The sequence below is a fragment of the Actinomycetota bacterium genome (genome assembly GCA_019347575.1).
GTDB lineage: Bacteria > Actinomycetota > Nitriliruptoria > Nitriliruptorales > Nitriliruptoraceae > JAHWKY01.
In genome coordinates this window covers 82,635-97,319 of the sequence record JAHWKY010000013.1, presented here as the reverse complement: position 1 = coordinate 97,319, position 14,685 = coordinate 82,635, and the positions used below count along the sequence as shown (strand labels likewise).

Below are 14,685 nucleotides of genomic sequence, written 5' to 3'. Positions count from 1 at the left end.
GCGACGTGTCCGAACGGGGCGGCGAGTTCCGTTGGAAGAACCGAGCTTCTAACAAGGCGCGTTTAGAACTAGTTGGTAGTTCGCCTGGCCTGTACCTAGTGGGCGCTCAGCGGTCGAGCACGACATATCAGGAGACACGTCGTGCCTCTACGAAGCTTTTGATGCGCACGGTCGTGTCGCCTACTACCGCAGTGTTTTGACGGATCATCGGCGTGATCGACCCCTTCGCGACGCCCATGGTGACCAGGCCACGCATTCGTAGGACGGTGGGCGTGGTCGCCAACGTTCCGATGGCCCTCCCCTCACCCCCAGCATCGGTGGTCAGCGCCGCCATCTGGGCCGAGCCGACTGTTGTGCTCCCGGCTACCGCTGGGCCGATGCCGTCCAGGCCGATCTCATGCGTTGCGCCCGTGGGAACGTCCAGCGCAACCTGTACGTCAGCGGTGTCGGGACCTGTCACGAACAGCGTGTAGTCCACGATGTAGATGCCGTTGGACCGACCGACGAACGACAACTCATTGATGGGGGTGAGTATCGCGGTGTTGTTGATGATGAAGTCGGCGGTCAGCCGCTTGAATATGGCGTCGGCTTCCCCGGCACGTACACCAGTGTTGTACGTGATCGGGTTGTTCTCACCGCCAGCGTCGAAGGTGGCTTTGATGCCGCCGTTGTCGAGCGAGTAAGACAGAATGTGGTTGTGTTCAGGAGGATTGGCTGCCCCGCCGTCGTCGCCCTCAAAGTGGACGCCGCCCGCCGTAGGCTGCACGAAGGCAAAGGTGTTGTTGCGAGCGCGGTTCGTCCCGCCCGTCGGGTCCCGGCGGAACACGAGGCATCTGCCGGTCGTGGAGGCGGCGAAGCGGAAGCCACGGATGCGCGTGAAGAACTCGTTGTCCGCGTTGGCCAGATCTATCCCGTGCCCGTCGCCGTACAGGACCGATACCTCGCCCCACCAGTTCAGGCTCGTGTTGCTTCCGGCTGCACCCGATTCCAACCGGATGCAGGTCCCGGAGTGGTTCTCGGTCAAACGCACCGCGACCCGGTAGAACATGTTCTCTTGGGTGTCTCCCGCTTGCGCTGCCGCGGCCGGGTTGGTCGTGGACAGCAGCCCCACTCCGCCAGCCTGGACGTGGGTGATCATGACGTCGAACTCTGCCCCCGCAACTGAGACGAGTTCTAGGCCCCGGTCGGCGTGCGTGCCGGTCGTCCCACAGTGGATGCCGACGCCCATGACGCCGCCGCCGAACAGGCGACGGCCGAGCACCTCGCCGGTCATGCGCACCACCGCGCCGCCGACTAGGCGGGCACCGCACTTGATGATGGCCGCCGGTGAGCTGTTGTCGAAAACATACGCCCCGACACCCACCGGACAGGCAAGCCCGACATGGTCGTCGTCGATAACCAGCGTCGAGTCCACCCGATAGGTCTTACCGGCCTCGAGCAGGGCCCACCCGCCGCCCGCCGCCTTAGCCGCAGCGAGGGCGGCCCGGATCGCTGCGGCGTCATCGGTTATGCCGTCGGCCAACGCCCCATACTCCGCCACCGGGAACCGGCCGGTCAACGCGGCGCTAGCCGCATCCAGCTCGGCGTCGACCAGGGCGAGTGCAGCCTGCACATTGGTGACCCCGGTGACGACGGCCAGGCCCGTGTCAGAGAACGACACACCGGACGCAGCGTGTGCAGGGGCGGCGGCGGCGTGGACCGCGTCCTGAGCGTCCGCGTGAGCGATCGCGTCGGCTTCGGCCGCATCCGCTTTCGCCTGCGCCCCGGACTGCGTTTCGAGCAGCGACGTGTCGGCGATCCCGTGAACGGCCGTACCGTCTGCCTGGTGAGCGTCGACCTTCGCCTGCGCTCCGGCGGGAGTCTCTTTGTCAGCTTCTAGCTCCACGAGCGCGGCTTGTACGTCCGTGGCTGCGAAGCCTGCCGCGAGAGCGAAGCTGATTGCAGCGGCATCGTGCGCATCTACTGCGTCATTGACGTGAGCGTCGACCTTGGCCTGCGCCCCGGACTGGGTTTCAAGAGCGGCGGTGTCGGCAATCCCGTGAACGACGGTGGTGTCTGCCCGGTGTGCCTCTACGGTCGCGGCGACCTCGGCCCCGGTCTGGTAATCAGCAGCAGCATGAGGGTCCGCGGCGGCAGCAACGTGGGCAGCGTCGGCGGCGTCGGCGTGCTGCTTCGCGTCCGTCTCTGCCGCGTCTGCCTTCGCTTGGGCTCCGGCCACGGACTCGACGGTGGACAAACCAACACCGTGGACCCCGGTCACGTCGTCGGCGTGGGCATCGACCTTGGCTTGCGCCCCCGCGGGAGTCTCTTTCTCGGTGTCGAGTTCCGCCAGCGCGTTCTGCACGTTGGTCGCGGCGAGATTCGCTCCCACCACGGGGGCGAAGCTAACCGCGGACGCGTCGTGTGCATCCGCCACATCGTTGACGTGAGCATCGACCTTGGCCTGAGCGCCCGCCTGAGTCTCAAGCAGCGACGTGTCGGCGATACCGTGAACGGCGCTAGTGTCGGCCTGGTGCGCGTCGACCTTGGCTTGCGCGCCTGCGGGGGTCTCTTTCTCAGTTTCAAGTTCCGCCAACGCGGCCTGCACGTTGGTCGCGGCGAGGCCCGCCGCGAGGGCGACGCTGACTGCGGCTGCGTCGTGCGCGTCGTCCACGTCGCCGACGTGAGCGTCGACCTTGGCCTGGGCGCCCGCCTGGGTCTCGAGCGCGGCCGTGTCAGCGATACCGTGAACGGCGAGGCTGTCTGCCTCGTGGGCCGCGAGGTCGGCACCACCACCGCCTGAGGCGGCGTCTAACTGCTCGATGGCCCCCTGCACCGTGTTACCCGTCACGACCGCGAGCCCGGACGGGTCGAACGTCACGACGGCTGCCGTCAGCACGTACGTGGCCGTGGTGCCGTCGACTGGTATTGCGTCGGCCAGGTCGATGGTCGCACCGGCCGCACCGGCCGCACCGTGGGGGACGTCGATGGTGTAGATCCGGATCGGCGACCCGACGATCCGCTCGGTGACGGTGTAGACGCGCCCCTGCGGCTGGATGCCGGGGTCGTCGGTCGCGTACAGATCGACGCTGATGTGTCCGTTCTCATCCAGATCCGCGCTGATCGTTCGAGGCGCAACGATCTTGTCGTCGGCAGAGTCGGCCATCGCGCCGGAAAGCTTGAACGACACCGACCCCGAGGCGGCCTCGCCGGTGGCACGCTCGAGGTAGGTGCCGGTGACGGTGACCACGGTCAACGCCACAACGGGCCTCCATAATCGGTGATCACGACGATCTCCTACCTAAGTGCGTGGACAGGGCGTCAGCAGCCGCCTAGTCGTGAATCGCGATCACGTGCAACGTGCCGGTTCTGGACGTGATCGCGTTATTGACGACGTTCACCACGCACGAGTCGGCTGTCTTGACCCGCATCCGACGGACACGCAACGACTCGCCCGGGTCGTCGATCTCCACGATCGCGGTCGCCGTGTAGTTCGTGTCGGGGAACGCGGTCGGGAACGTGACCGTGATGTCGGCCTCGCCCGTAGCGCCGATCGAACCCGTCGCTACACGGACGGCTCGAACGTCCATGCTCGACGCTGTCGTGTACGGCATCTCAGACCACCAGTCGCTGTGTCAGGGACTCACCCGACTTGTTCGACCCGGACGTCGGTGTCGGCCGCAGACGCGATCGCCCACACTGATGATTCGCCGACGTCGGGCCAGCCGAGATCGGTAGGCCACTCGTACGCTTCGCCCGGCTTGAGGTAGATCCCGGCCGTGGCGACGGTGATCTGGTTGGTGTAGCCAAGGCCGACGTTGCCGGGTCCGAGGTTGCGGACCGTGGGGCGTTTGTATGCGCCCGTGACGATCTGGATCGCAGTGGTTCCGACGTCGAACTGCGGCATGTCAGGCTCCTGTGCTCAAGGTGGAGGAACCGTCCAAGCCACGACGGACCTTCCTGATCGATGCTCGCGGTGGTGGTCCTAGGCGGCCCCGGACGTCCTCGATGCGCAGCCACGATCAGTTCGTGACCGACGACTCGACGGTGAACGCGCCAGTACCGACCGCCACGAACGCGACCATCGTTCAGGCTCCCGTGTTGGATCACGTCGATGGGTCAGGCGGGTGCGGCTGTGACGGACCAGAAGATGCTGTTGAGGTGGACGAAGTCGGCGCTGCCGCCCGAGGCCGTCCCGGCTCGCCACTCGATCGCGCCGGTGGGTCGGATGACCAGACGGCCGAGCGTGATCGTCTCGGTGTTGAACAGGAATGCGAGATCATCGGGCGCGCGGAACCCTGCCGGGAGGGTCGCGATGATGTCGCCTGCGGCCGGGACGGTGGACTTGGTGACGGTGCCGCGCAAGTGCACGATGTCGCCGACTCTGCGGTACATGCCGGGAGCCCATCCGCTCCCGCGATCGCTCCATCCAGCGTTGAACGGCAGGGCGGTCCAAGGCGTCGGGACTGTCGCGATGCCGAAGATGAACCGCCGTCCCTGGTCGACCAGCTTCCACACCGTGTCGTCGACGGCGAGCACCCCACCAGTGATGTTCGATGCGGGCAGCCCGTCCACGAACAGCGGGTCGACGGCGGTGACGACCCCCTTGCTCAGGGTCGGGTGGGTGAGGGTGGTTCCGTCGTCGCCGCTGGTCTCGGCCTGGCGGAGATCACGCAGCCCCAGCGGCAACCTGTCGGCGGTCACAGTCTGCGCCTGCGCGTCACTAGCGCCATCTCGCCAGGACGGAGCGGTAGAGCGACGGCGTCCAGGACGAACCGGCCGTCCACACCGCCCAGGTCGGGGTCGGCAACGGCGACGACCTGGGCGACGTCGCGGCGCGGGTCGGGAATCGCGATCATCGCGACCTCATCGGCGAGACCGATCAGGCGGCGGAGCTGTGCATCAGCCGCACCCTGCACGTGAGCATCGGTGGTCATGAAAGGTGACGTGAGGAAGTAGGGGCGGCGGTATTTGCCCACGTAGCTCGCCGAGTTCGGGTCGTCGTCCTCCGCCGTCGCCCTCACCGGAGGACTGTCGTCTGCAGGCTCACCGGTCGCCACGACGACGTTGTGTACCCGGCCGAACCTGCGACGGTTCGCATCGACGTAGGTGGCTTCGCCGGGCTGGTAGGTCCACACCACCGGGTCGGTGTCAGGATCCGGTACCGGGTCGAGACGAGCACGGCCTGCACGGTCCCAGTACAGCCACATCCCGGCCGACTTGGCCATCTTGTCCAGGTCGTCCCACGGGTCGTTCTCGCGCTCTTCACCCCACACCACGGCCGTGGTCGTCTGCGACGTGGGGGTGAAGATGAGGTCGGCGGCGGTGAGCCACGGGATGCGGGTCAGCAGCGCCGCCGCGAGCGCCTCGTCGATCGGCTGCCCCGCCGCGACCTCGTAGGGCTCTTCCCACCGGGCATCGGAGACGAGCTGGGTGAAGTCAAACCCGGCGATCTCGACTACCCCGGAGCGGCGGGTGACGTTGTCTTCCTCGAACGCGTACACCCCGACGGGTTCCTCGAACTCGGTGCCGGTGCGCGGGTCGACGGCGCCGCGGTACAGGCGCAGCAGCGTCCCGGTGGGGGCCAGCAGGCCCGCCGAGTCCGTCTGCAGCGTGACCTGGCAGGTACGGATGACGCGGCGAGACACGTCGTAGATCACCTGCCCGTCCACCACAGCCACCCCGACGTACGGTCCACCGGGAGGGCCCACCTCGGCGCGGGACGTGACGAGCGCCCCCTCACGGGTCAGAACATCCAGGCTGCTCACGGGGACGGCCTGGCGACCTCGACGAGCGCCCCGCGCCACCCGTCGATACGGGCCGCATCGTGGAACCGCGGAGCCAGGTCACGGCCCGCTTCCCACCGGACGTACGCACGCAGGCGACGGTCGCGGTACAGCAGCGTCCTTCTGGAGCGCAGCAGCGTCTCCATCGTGGCGTAGCTGTCGTCGTCGAACGTCAGGCCCTCGACGACGATCCGCTGCACGACCGGTTCTGACTCGACGACCGCCAGGACGACTGTCACGTCACCGCCGGCGGCAGGGATGTGGACGTGCTGCCGGCCCGGCACGAACCCGCGCTCCACCCGGTCGGCCCACACCGACCCGCCCACAGAAGGGTCGAGCGGGTCGGTGAGCCACCGCAGCTCGTTCGCGAGCGTCGCGATCTTCGTCGTCGACCAAGGCCCGGCGACGATCTCACCAGTCACGTCCGCAACGCCGCGGGCCCGATAGGACACCACCGTGTTGAAGGGTGTCTCGCGGTCAACCACGGTCGCGTCACGAGACATGTCCGGTTCGAGTTCACGCCCATCGATAGTGGCGCCACGCACCTCCACCCACGTCCCGTCGCCCCAGTCAGCCTGGACCTGGTACCACTCCGGCTCGATCTCGCCTACGACCGGGGCTGCGCTCGACACGTCGAGGACGACGTTGGCGGTGTCGGGATCGGGTGTGACCGTCAGCGTCGGGGGCGGTGGGGCGGCGAGGTCGAGAGTGAAGGTGGCGTGGACCCAGCCCGACCAGTGGGTTCCGTCGCCGGACCAGACCTGACGGGCCCGCACGTACACGCGGTAGGCGGTGTCGTTGTCGAGCGTGTCGACCTGATGTTGGGGATTCGACGACGACACGTCCCCGGAGGTGTAGACCGGGTCCGCGGTGATCGTGCCGTCGTCGGGGTCGGCAGGCCATCCCGTGCCGGGCATGTCCGCTTCGAGGTAGATCCGGACCTCGAAGCCGGACTGTGCGTCGCCTTCGGGGTCGGCGTAGGTCCAGGTGACGAGAGGGCGGGACGTGTCAGTGACCGGTGTCGCCGGGCCGGTCAACGCGACGGTCGGGCGCTCGTTCCAATCCACATCGACGTAAAGCTCAGCGACCCGCAGCGACGGTGCGCCGGAACCGGTGAAGTGCAGCACCGTCACCTGCGCACCATCGAGACTTGCGTCGGTGAACTCGGCCTGCGGATTGCTCGTCCACCACTGCGACGTCCAGCTGACCATCGGCCCGTCAGCGTCATGCGTGAAGCTCTGGCCTACGTCGTAGGTGACCGCCCCGCCCACGATCGGTCCCAGGAGGCCCAAGGAGAACTTCGTGGTTGTACCGGGTGTTCCGCCAGCGACCCCGACGATCCCGCGGACCCTGACTGCCTCGATCTTCGACCCGGCCGGCGAGGCGACGTCAGCGACGCCGACGACGGCCTTGCTAGTCGAGTGCGGCGCGGAGGTCTGGAGGTAGGTCGCGTTGTTGTCGTCGCTGGCCGCGGCGTGTGCCGTGGTGCCCTGCACGGACCAGGTAGATCCGAGCGAGACGGTCGAGTTGGGGCGGAGGGTGACGTCGGCAGTAGGCATCAGGAGGCCCGCAACTCAAGCGCGTGGCGACGGTCGTGGGTGTCGAGCTGCCGGTCGGCTTCGACCCGCATCCGACCGATCAGCGTCCCGTCCGCATCGACCACCACGAGTGTCGACGGGACCTGTGGTGGTGCGGCGACCGGGAAGGCCTTGTCGAGCGGAATGACCGCTTCGGGACGGCGCTCAGCGATCATCGCCAGGGTCGGTGACATGGCCACGCCACCCTTGTCGAGCAGCGGGATGTCGGGAACGCCGAGGGTGAACCCGCTGAACTTCGGTCCGGGCCCGGGAGGGTCGAACCCGGGGATGCGGAACTCGAGCCGGTTCCACGCCCTGATGATCCAGTTGATCGCGGCCCGGAACGCGTCCTTGATGCCGTCCCACATCCCCGACGCGACCCTCGCGATGCGGCCGGGCATCCCCTTGATGAACTCGACGACCCGGTCGAACTGGGTGCGCACACCCGTCACCAGGTCCGTGACCTTGGCGACGGCGAGTTCCTTGAGGCGGGTGAAGAACCCCACGACCCGGTCACGTATCGCCGTGGCGATCGCCACGAGCCGATCCCGCAGCGACACGAAGAACCCCACGACCCGGTCACGGATGCCGGTCACGATCGATACGAGACGGTCGCGGGCGCCCCGGAACGCGGCCGTGACCCGGTCCCAGTTGCGCACGACCCACAGCACGACCTCGGACATGCCGCCCGTCATCGACGCCAGGACGACTCGCATGCCGACCTTGACGACGTCCACCGCGATCCGCCACGCCGAGCGGAGCTTGTCGGTCACCCAGGTCCACGCCTTGCGGGTGAACGCGACGACCTTGTCCCAGTTCGCGACGATCAACGCGACCAGGCCAACGACGGTGGCGATGACCCATCCGACCGGACCCATCGCGACGACCCACGCCGCGGCGACCTTGGCGGCGTGGAGCAGCGACTTGACGCCGGCCCATGCCCAGCGGGCGATCATCTTGCCGATGTTCAGCGACGTCGCCGCAGCCGCAGCTACCCCACCCGCCGCGGACGCCACCCACGCCGCCGCGACCTGCAGCGACGCCACCACGGCCTGAATGCCCAGCTTGATCCAGTGGGGGACGAACACGACCGCGAGGAACGTCGCGATGCCCTGCATGACGCCCTTGTTCGCCGTCATCCAGCGGCCCGCAGCCGACAGCGCACCGCCGACCCCGGAGAGTGCCGTGACGAGCAGACCGAACCCTACGAGCAGACCTCTGCGGAGTAGCCCGTCGGTCGAGGTGAGGCTGCGCATGACGGCGTCGAAGGCGGGCTTGACGACGCTGTTCCATATCCCCACGACCGCGTCGAACGCGCCGACGAGGACGTCACCGACCGCGCCTCCGAGCGTGATGACCATGCCGATGACGGCGTCGCCGTGCTCGCTCCACCAGCCCCCGAACTGGCCGAGCCAGCCGGTCACGACAGCGAACGCGCCAGCGAGCTTGTCGGCGATGACAGGCACGAACGGGGCGATTCTGGCGGCGAGGAGGTCGAGTCCGTCGGTGATGCCGGCGAACCAGCCCTTGGCAGCCTCGAACGCGGGGCCGAGGATGATCGCGCCGAACCGGCCCAGCCCCGCACCCATGTTCGCCAACGAACCCGTGAACGACTCGCCCGCCTTGAGGGCGGCACCGCCGATGTTCTTCTCGATGGCGTTCTGGAACGTGGCGAAGTCGACCTCGCCGTCGGAGACCATGTCACGGACGGCCAGCGCCGTCACCCCGAACTCATCCGCGAGCCACTGGATGATCGGGACGCCACGGTCGGCGAGCTGGTTGATCTCCTCCATCGTGGCGCGGTTGCCGGCCGCGACCTTGTTGAAGATCGAGCCCATCTCGCCCAGCGAGATCCCCGCGATCGACGCGGCATCCGCCGTCAGCGACAGGGTCCGCTGCAGCTCCTTCCCAGGCTTGATGCCGGCCGCGACGGTGGAGGCGGCGATCGAGGCGGCCTCGCCCAGCCCGAACGCGGTCCCCTTCACCGACGCGAGCGCGTCCGTCATCATCGCGTCGACCACGGCAGCGTCGTGGCCGAGACCGGCGAGCTTGAACCGGGCGTCGTCGATCGCCTTCAGACGGCCGAAGCCCTTGACCAGCGATGCCCCGAACGCGGCCGCGGCCGCGACCCCGCCCACCTTCAACGCCGTCGATACGATCCCGGTGAACGCCCCCGAGAAACGCCCACCGGCTCTCTCGCCGGCCCTCTGACCCGCCTCGGCGGCCGGTCCCGACAGCTCCCGGTCGAGCTGCTTCTTGATCCCTCTCGTCGAGGGCAAGAGCTGGACGTAGGCCGTGGCGAGCTCGACAGCAGCCATCGCCTACCTCCGTGTCGCGCACTCGCCGTGCCGGGGAACGGGATGAGGTCCTCGGAGGGCGACGACCGAGGGCAGGACAGCGCTCACGGTGAGCTGCGGCTCTGACGCCACCAGCGCTTGTAGTGCATGGAGCACATCCCGCGTGCGTGGACCGGCCGGGAACAGCCCTCAGCGGTACAGGACGCCTCTACTTCGGCAGCGCGCACGGGCTCGGGACGGTTGATCCGGGCGAAGAACGCCTGTGCCTGACTCAGCGACATCTTCCCGGTGCCGAACCGCCGCTGATCCTTGGGCTTCTCACCTGGTCGTGCCACTGGCTTGGGCCGGCGTCCCTTGCCTCCTCCACGCTGCCAGTTGCCCGCGTTCAGCGCGTCAACAGCCGCAGCGAGGAGATGGTCGCTGACGGACCACGAAGCGGCGTCGCCGTGCATGGAGCTGGCCAGGGCAGACGTGGCCGGCGAGTACACCACCACGGCTCTCAGCCGCGACCAGTCGAGACGGGGAGTGCCAAGATCGCCTAGGTCGAGGCCGAGGGTGAGCAGGTCGTAGTCGATGGCCTCACGGTGCTGCTCTACGAGCCCGTAGAGGCCGAGGATTCCCCCAGCGACACCGACGCCTTCTCCCACGCCTCCATCAGCTCCTCGAGCTGGTGGCCTTTGAGGTCATCGATGATCGCCAGCACATCGTCGTCGGCGACGGCTTCGAGGATCGTGAACGTCTGGTCGGCTTCACTGAGGCGGCGGACCTTGCGGATGAGCCCGGCCTTGATGTTGCGCATGTGGGGCAGGACGATTTCGCGGCCGTCGTCGAGGCGGTGGTGGAACTGCTCGTTTGTCATCGCGCTGGCTCCTGTTGCGCTGGACGCTGATGCGCTGGAGTGGGGTTGTCACCGGGGAGGCGGGCCAGCGCGGTCCCGCCTCCCCGGCGCTTGTCACTCGCCGTCGCCCGTGCCGTCGGTCCCCGACCCGTTCTCGTCCGTGTCGGACTTGGTCCGGTGGATGGTGACGTCGTGGCCGGAGTCGGCGAGCAGGTCTGCCTCGTCGTTGGTGACCTCGGTGCGGTCGCCGCGGCGCAGCACCCGACCCGACCCCGAGATGCGGAGCGCGTTCTGGGGACCGTTGAAAGTGACTTCTCGCATGTTGACCTCCTGCGACCATCGCCTCAGCGGGCGTGTCGGATCAGACGACTGCGACCTCGGCCATGTAGATGTAGGCCTTGTTCCCGTTGGCGTCGGGGAAGCACGAGATGGTGACCTCGCGCCCGACCGCTTCGCCGTTGACGTAGGTGATGTCGCCACGTTCGGTGACCTGACCATCGGGGATGACGACCCGTAGGACGTGCTCACCGTCGAGGACGGACAGGACCCAGACGCGGTGGGGCAGCTCGACACCGTCGATCTCTACGGTGTCGTCGACGGGGTTGCCGACAGCGACGGAGTCGGCCGCGGCGAAGTTGCCGTAGTACTCGCGCAGGGTGACCGCGGACGTCTCGATCATGGTGAAGCTGTACATCAGGTCGTGGCTGGTCTTGACCTTGCGGACCTTCGCGCCGTTCTGCCACGCAGTGATGTCCTCGACGTCCTCGTCTTGGCTCTCGGTGACGCCGTCCTCGGAGATGTAGCCGACGTCCACGAACGCGGCGATCAGGGCCGCAGTCGCGTCGGTCGGCCGAGCCGTTCCTTCTGGGGCGACGTACACCGCACCGGTCACGCCGACGCGTACTTTGGTCGCATCTAGCATGGTTCTCTCCTTCTGCAGAGTCGGCCACCGGGCGGCGGCGGTTCAGGGGGGCGCGCTGGCTAGACCGGCAGTGGTACGCCTCGCGTGTGAAGCTGCACGGTCCACGAGTAGCGGGGCTGGCCCGACACATCAGGGAGTAGTGCCGGGCCGGAGAACTCGTCGGTGTGGTAGATCAGTTCGCCGGACGGGGTCCGCACGTTGCGGGCTGCGGCGACGACGGCACGAACGATTCGGGCCGTATGAGCCGCAGCGGGGGCGTCGTCGTCCCAGCACTCGAACGTGACCTGCGCCCCGTCGACCACCACGTTGCGTTGCGGGCCGCCGGTGCGCACGACCCGGATGAACCTGGCAGGTCGGGGGTTGGGGACGCGGGTCGTGACGGGCTGGTCGATGCCGTGGGCGGCCAGGACGGTGGGGAGCCAGGCCACCAAGGCCGCTTCGATGTCGGGGAACGCCACCGGGTCGCTCATCAGTCCCGGTGCCACTTCTCGTGTGTCCGCTTATCGGCGACAACGGCACCGCACGTCTTGCAGACGGTGAGCTTGGCGAGGTCGACCTTCACGGTGGCCATCATCATCGTCCTGCGTCGATGGAGCGGGTCAGGGCGCGACCCGTGGCCTCTGCTCGTCGTGCCTGCGGCGTGGAGGCGATCACGGAGGCTCGGGCACGGCTCTTGCCGATCCTGGTGTCGACGACCATGCCGGGTCCCGCGGCGGCGGCGATCCGTTCCGCGCGAGCGGCCAGGTCTGCGGCGACACCGGCGGACTGGCGCAGTAGGCGGGGCCCGTTGCGGGTGAGGCGGATCTTGACGCGTGCCATCTACCCCTCGATCCGTTCCAGAGCGACCTGGACTCCGCGGGTCACGCCCGTGTGCGGGCTGACCCACAGGCCCGGTTCACCCACGATGCTGTAGCGCACGCCACGGACCGTCATTTGATCCAGTGGACTCATCTCGACCTCGTGGGTGAGGTAGACGGTGAGGCCCACGATGGCGGTATCGCGGTTGTTGCCGGTCTCCTCGCCCTGACGCGGCGCGACCGCAGCCCCCTCGACCGTCTCGTCGGTGTAGGTGTAGGTGGTGTTGCCGTGCGCGTCGGTGCCACCTGCTGCGTGGCGGTGGAGGGTGACGGTCTCTCCCGTCACCAGGACGACCTGCCACCGTGCCAGCCGGCAGGTCCGGTCCGTTGCGGCACTGTGAACGCTCCGCCTCCAGCCGCGGAACGGATGATGGCCCGGTCACCCTTGGTCAGGTAGACGCGCTGAGCGGCCTCGGGTCCGTACGAGACGGAGAACGGACCGACAGTGTCCTGGGTGAGCCCCGCGGGGTTGTCGCGGGCACGTTCGACCATGCCGACGACGACCTCGACCAGCTCTTCGGGAGGGTCGGTCTCCCACCGGCGGTTCGCGTCGGCGCGTACGAGGCTGGACGCGTAGGCGAGCAGCGACTCGGCCCGGTCGACCGAGTCCGGGTCGATCTGTCCGACCCGCCGTTGCAAGTCGTCGATGGTGGCGAGCAGTGGCAGCTCAGGCATCGCTCGACCCTCCGGGACGGTCCGGCACGAGGAAGCCCTGGGGCGGGACGGTCACGACCCGCCCCAGGGCGGGGCGGTCAGCCGTTGGCGGTGTGAGCCGCCGAGACCGCCTCGATGATGTCGTCACGGCTGGCGTCTTCAGCCAGCTCCAGCCCGAACTTCTCGGTCGCGTAGGCGCGCCACTCCTCGGTTCCGGAGCCCTTCCCGGCGCGGGGCGGCGCATCGTCCGGCAGTGCCGGGGCCTCCCCACCCGCATCGTCGGTGGCGTCCTGGGCGGACGTGTCGCCCTCCTCCCAGGCGTTGGGGTTGGTGATCCTGTTAGCCACCTCCGGGGGAGGGGTGGTGCCGGCCTTGAACACCTGCGTCTCGCCCGCCTCGTTGGCGACGTGGACATCGGTCTTGAGCTTCTTGGCGCTCATGATGTGATCCCTCCTGATCAGGCGACGTCAGCGACGAAGAGCCGCTTGGCGTCGGTGAGGACGGGCATCCCGACCGCATCCACGAACGTGAACTCGCGGTAGGGGGGGCCGATCTTCTCCACGACCCCGACGATGCCAGGAGCCTCCTCGAAATCCATCTCAGCCAGGTTGGAGTCAACGAGCTCGAGCGCGGTCGCGGAGATGCCCATCGCGACCTGCACCAGATCGGTCAGCGACGCCGGCGTGAACAGCAGCCGGTCGTCGGGGATGGTCCGCGTGGCGGTCCCATCGACGTCGACCTGCGTGTCGTAGGAAGCGACGACCTGCGGCAGCCCCTCGGATGCCAGGAGGCTGTTCAAGTCATCGATGGTGACGCGTGTGCGTCCCTGAGTCGAGCCGTGGACGGCGTCGATGATCTCCTTGTTCTTGGTCATCAGACGGATGACCCGGTTGGACGTCCGAATCACCTCGGGGATGACCCCGTTGCCGATCTGCACGTCGTACCAGGCAACAAGGTCGGTCAGGACGGTGGCGTTGGTCGTGTCGGTCCACGCGATGGCGGCCGTCACGATCTGGTTGGCGGGGACGCCGTAGTCGGCCTCGCCAACGAACCCGCCCTCGTTGATAGTGAGCTTGCCGTCGGTGAGCACGTCACCGATGGCCTGCTCGAGCCGGTTCTGCACCTCGCGGGTGAGCCGCTCCGCGTCGTTGTAGATGGCGCGTGCGAGTGCCTCCTGTCGGGTGCCGCCGGTCCGGGCGAACTCGAGCTGGAGCCGCTCGTATTCGCCCATCGACAGCGACGTCGACAGCGGCAGCAACTTGACGCGCTTCTCCTCGCCGGTGTCGCGCGCCGACACGTGGATCCGCCCGTCGTAGCTGCGGTACCGCGCGGTGCGGTTGGTCTGGGTGATCTCGGCCCAGTCGATCGTGTTGTCGGTCTCGAATCGTTCGCCCGACTCCTCCAGCAGACGCAGTTCGGACGGGATGGGGACCTCGCGGATGAACGTGGTGAGCGCGTCGGGTTCGACCGGCGCGTCGAAGAAGATCGCCATGATGCTGTTCCTCTCGGTTGGCGCCTGGTCAGGCGAAGTGGATGAGGGTCAGGTCGGCCTGCCCGGCCGCGTCGAGCGCGACGGGGAGCTTGGCCGCGTCCACGAAGCCGTGGACCTTGAGGGCGCCACCGACATCCTTGGTCGTGTCGGCCGTGTCCGGCACCTTCACCGACGCGAACAGCAGCCCAGCTGCAACCTCGCGGCCATCCGACACGGCCGAGCCGCCCTGCGTGGTCGTCGTGACCGTGACGGTGCCACCGGTCAGGCCAGTCGGCGTGACGGT

At 68.0% G+C, this 14,685-nt stretch carries 17 protein-coding genes; all 17 read right to left on the bottom strand.

Annotation, left to right across the window (positions count from 1 at the left end; translation table 11 throughout):
* Nucleotides 1–127: 127 nt before the first annotated feature.
* Nucleotides 128–3,241 (bottom strand): hypothetical protein, encoded by a 3,114-nt coding sequence (locus KY469_10830; protein ID MBW3663583.1) that lies wholly within the window; start codon nt 3,239–3,241, stop codon nt 128–130.
* Nucleotides 3,242–3,311: 70 nt separating this feature from the next.
* The gene (locus KY469_10825; protein ID MBW3663582.1) at nt 3,312–3,569 is read right to left on the bottom strand and encodes a hypothetical protein; all 258 of its coding nucleotides are present in this window, start codon (nt 3,567–3,569) and stop codon (nt 3,312–3,314) included.
* A 53-nt stretch (nt 3,570–3,622) separates the two neighbouring features.
* Nucleotides 3,623–3,886 (bottom strand): hypothetical protein, encoded by a 264-nt coding sequence (locus KY469_10820; GenBank protein MBW3663581.1) that lies wholly within the window; start codon nt 3,884–3,886, stop codon nt 3,623–3,625.
* A gap of 212 nt (nt 3,887–4,098) precedes the next feature.
* On the bottom strand, nt 4,099–4,683 hold the full coding sequence (locus tag KY469_10815) for a hypothetical protein (GenBank protein ID MBW3663580.1): 585 nt from the start codon (nt 4,681–4,683) through the stop codon (nt 4,099–4,101).
* Nucleotides 4,680–5,747 carry a hypothetical protein gene (locus tag KY469_10810; protein MBW3663579.1) on the bottom strand — a complete coding sequence of 356 codons (1,068 nt, stop codon included), beginning with the start codon at nt 5,745–5,747 and terminating at the stop codon, nt 4,680–4,682. The genes KY469_10815 and KY469_10810 overlap by 4 nt, the downstream gene beginning before the upstream one ends.
* On the bottom strand, nt 5,744–7,324 hold the full coding sequence (locus KY469_10805; GenBank protein MBW3663578.1) for a hypothetical protein: 1,581 nt from the start codon (nt 7,322–7,324) through the stop codon (nt 5,744–5,746). The genes KY469_10810 and KY469_10805 overlap by 4 nt, the downstream gene beginning before the upstream one ends.
* Nucleotides 7,324–9,660, bottom strand: coding sequence for a tape measure protein (locus KY469_10800; protein ID MBW3663577.1), 2,337 nt, complete (start codon nt 9,658–9,660; stop codon nt 7,324–7,326). Before KY469_10800 ends, KY469_10805 begins: the two co-directional genes overlap by 1 nt.
* An 83-nt stretch (nt 9,661–9,743) precedes the next feature.
* Nucleotides 9,744–10,286, bottom strand: a complete 543-nt coding sequence (locus tag KY469_10795; GenBank protein MBW3663576.1) for a DUF5361 domain-containing protein — start codon at nt 10,284–10,286, stop codon at nt 9,744–9,746.
* The gene (locus KY469_10790) at nt 10,232–10,498 is read right to left on the bottom strand and encodes a hypothetical protein (protein ID MBW3663575.1); all 267 of its coding nucleotides are present in this window, start codon (nt 10,496–10,498) and stop codon (nt 10,232–10,234) included. The genes KY469_10795 and KY469_10790 overlap by 55 nt, the downstream gene beginning before the upstream one ends.
* A 93-nt stretch (nt 10,499–10,591) precedes the next feature.
* Complete coding sequence (locus tag KY469_10785; protein MBW3663574.1) at nt 10,592–10,798, bottom strand: hypothetical protein; 207 nt, start codon at nt 10,796–10,798, stop codon at nt 10,592–10,594.
* Nucleotides 10,799–10,838: 40 nt separating this feature from the next.
* On the bottom strand, nt 10,839–11,399 hold the full coding sequence (locus KY469_10780; GenBank protein ID MBW3663573.1) for a phage tail protein: 561 nt from the start codon (nt 11,397–11,399) through the stop codon (nt 10,839–10,841).
* 59 nt (nt 11,400–11,458) lie between these two features.
* A complete protein-coding gene (locus tag KY469_10775; GenBank protein ID MBW3663572.1) occupies nt 11,459–11,869 on the bottom strand; it encodes a hypothetical protein in 411 nt (136 codons plus the stop codon).
* 103 nt (nt 11,870–11,972) lie between these two features.
* A complete protein-coding gene (locus KY469_10770; GenBank protein ID MBW3663571.1) occupies nt 11,973–12,218 on the bottom strand; it encodes a hypothetical protein in 246 nt (81 codons plus the stop codon).
* Entirely contained in the window at nt 12,219–12,542 is a 324-nt protein-coding gene (locus KY469_10765) for a hypothetical protein (protein ID MBW3663570.1), read from the bottom strand.
* Nucleotides 12,539–12,931 carry a hypothetical protein gene (locus tag KY469_10760; GenBank protein MBW3663569.1) on the bottom strand — a complete coding sequence of 131 codons (393 nt, stop codon included), beginning with the start codon at nt 12,929–12,931 and terminating at the stop codon, nt 12,539–12,541. The genes KY469_10765 and KY469_10760 overlap by 4 nt, the downstream gene beginning before the upstream one ends.
* Nucleotides 12,932–13,008: 77 nt before the next feature.
* On the bottom strand, nt 13,009–13,350 hold the full coding sequence (locus KY469_10755) for a hypothetical protein (protein MBW3663568.1): 342 nt from the start codon (nt 13,348–13,350) through the stop codon (nt 13,009–13,011).
* 17 nt (nt 13,351–13,367) lie between these two features.
* Entirely contained in the window at nt 13,368–14,402 is a 1,035-nt protein-coding gene (locus tag KY469_10750) for a major capsid protein (GenBank protein ID MBW3663567.1), read from the bottom strand.
* Nucleotides 14,403–14,685: the final 283 nt, after the last annotated feature.

Coding starts and splice junctions, on each gene's coding strand:
- KY469_10775 (MBW3663572.1), bottom strand. CDS start 11,869: ATGAGCGACCCGGTGGCGTTCCCCGACATCGAAGCGGCCTTGGTGGCC.
- KY469_10790 (MBW3663575.1), bottom strand. CDS start 10,498: ATGACAAACGAGCAGTTCCACCACCGCCTCGACGACGGCCGCGAAATC.
- KY469_10770 (MBW3663571.1), bottom strand. CDS start 12,218: ATGGCACGCGTCAAGATCCGCCTCACCCGCAACGGGCCCCGCCTACTG.
- KY469_10825 (MBW3663582.1), bottom strand. CDS start 3,569: ATGGACGTTCGAGCCGTCCGTGTAGCGACGGGTTCGATCGGCGCTACG.
- KY469_10780 (MBW3663573.1), bottom strand. CDS start 11,399: ATGCTAGATGCGACCAAAGTACGCGTCGGCGTGACCGGTGCGGTGTAC.
- KY469_10755 (MBW3663568.1), bottom strand. CDS start 13,350: ATGAGCGCCAAGAAGCTCAAGACCGATGTCCACGTCGCCAACGAGGCG.
- KY469_10750 (MBW3663567.1), bottom strand. CDS start 14,402: ATGGCGATCTTCTTCGACGCGCCGGTCGAACCCGACGCGCTCACCACG.
- KY469_10820 (MBW3663581.1), bottom strand. CDS start 3,886: ATGCCGCAGTTCGACGTCGGAACCACTGCGATCCAGATCGTCACGGGC.
- KY469_10760 (MBW3663569.1), bottom strand. CDS start 12,931: ATGCCTGAGCTGCCACTGCTCGCCACCATCGACGACTTGCAACGGCGG.
- KY469_10785 (MBW3663574.1), bottom strand. CDS start 10,798: ATGCGAGAAGTCACTTTCAACGGTCCCCAGAACGCGCTCCGCATCTCG.
- KY469_10805 (MBW3663578.1), bottom strand. CDS start 7,324: ATGCCTACTGCCGACGTCACCCTCCGCCCCAACTCGACCGTCTCGCTC.
- KY469_10800 (MBW3663577.1), bottom strand. CDS start 9,660: ATGGCTGCTGTCGAGCTCGCCACGGCCTACGTCCAGCTCTTGCCCTCG.